The sequence below is a fragment of the Pontibacter sp. HJ8 genome (assembly GCF_054824225.1).
On the sequence record NZ_JSYF01000655.1, the window covers coordinates 1 to 1,210 of the forward strand.

At 47.8% G+C, this 1,210-nt stretch carries 3 protein-coding genes; 1 reads left to right on the top strand and 2 read right to left on the bottom strand.

The genetic code is table 11. From position 1 onward, the window contains the following. Positions 1–232: hypothetical protein (locus OB13_RS20635; RefSeq protein WP_461492071.1), on the bottom strand; the 232-nt coding region annotated here is incomplete at its 3' end. A 293-nt stretch (positions 233–525) separates the two neighbouring features. On the opposite strand from OB13_RS20635, the gene OB13_RS20640 reads away from it, so the two are divergent. Beyond that, complete coding sequence (locus OB13_RS20640; RefSeq protein WP_461492072.1) at positions 526–735, top strand: response regulator transcription factor; 210 nt, start codon at positions 526–528, stop codon at positions 733–735. Positions 736–781: 46 nt separating this feature from the next. On the opposite strand, the gene OB13_RS20645 is transcribed toward OB13_RS20640, so the two are convergent. Beyond that, positions 782–1,210: nucleoside deaminase (locus OB13_RS20645; RefSeq protein ID WP_461492073.1), on the bottom strand; the 429-nt coding region annotated here is incomplete at its 5' end.

Here is a 1,210-nt window from a genome sequence, read left to right on the forward strand (position 1 = left end):
TTTTCAGGGAAGACCCATTCAGGGCAGCACTTGTCCAATCGATTGTCCACTTCTGGTCTTGCAGTGCAGGCGTACTCATGCGGGTAGCGTCTATCAGCCAGAAATCCACTTTAGCCTTCCTGATGGCTTTCAAAACATACCTCACGGCAAACCTGTATTCCGAGCTCGTCACCGCACACAACCACTTGGTGAGTATGATATTGTTTCCTTTTTCAACACTGATGTACTTCACCGGACCATTCCTTTTATAAGGTCAATTTTATAGCAATTTAATCATATTAATAAGTATAACGCTAAAATTTGCATTCTGTTGTTCTATACCTGCACTATCAGCTTATCTGTACAACCAGCCATACCCGAACCGGGAGGAAGCAGCAGGGTCGGTTCTGTCTGAAGGACACGCGTTTAGGAAAAAAATACCTAGAAATGGGTATTGAATCCGATCAGTTAAGCTATTATTTTTATAATATATACCTAGTTGTGTAAGGTTATGAGACTCATTAAACTTATTATCAAGTTCTTCTCATGGAAAGAAATGTGAGGCTGCTGAGCGAGCGGGAATGCGAGATACTGGCTTTGCTGTCGGAAGGATGTTCTCACCAGAACATTGCCAGCGAACTGAGTATTTCGGAGGCGAGTGTCGAAAAACATCTGCGGAATATGCTGCGCAAAAAGCAGTTCGGGCATACCTACCAACTGGTGAGCTGGGCCTACAAAGAAGGGGTACTGCGTTAGAAAACCACCTTACGCACGCTCAACAACTCAAGTGGACCTAACGCATTTACTCCCCAATATCCTCATTCCATAACGCAGGTTTCTGCTCTATAAACGCCTGCATCAGCGCATAACATTCCGGGCTATCCACAACGGTCACTTCTACTCCCCTGCTTCTCAGCAGTTCTTCTTCTCCCATAAACGTTTTGTTTTCGCCGATCACCACCCGCGGAATCCCATACAACAGGATGGTGCCGGAACACATCGCGCAAGGAGACAAGGTTGTATAGATGGTGCACTCCCTGTACACGGATGCCGGTTGCCGGCCTGCATTTTCCAGGGCGCTCATTTCGCCGTGCAGGATCACGCTTCCCTCCTGCACCCGCTTGTTGTGTCCTCTGCCTATGATCCTGCCCTGATGTACAAGAACCGAACCGATCGGTATACCGCCTTCTGCCTGGCCTTTCTGGGCTTCTGCCAGCGCGGCCTCCATAAA

Bases quoted from the DNA above. Each gene is read 5' to 3' on its own strand.
- OB13_RS20640 (WP_461492072.1), top strand. From the start codon at position 526: ATGGAAAGAAATGTGAGGCTGCTGAGCGAGCGGGAATGCGAGATACTG.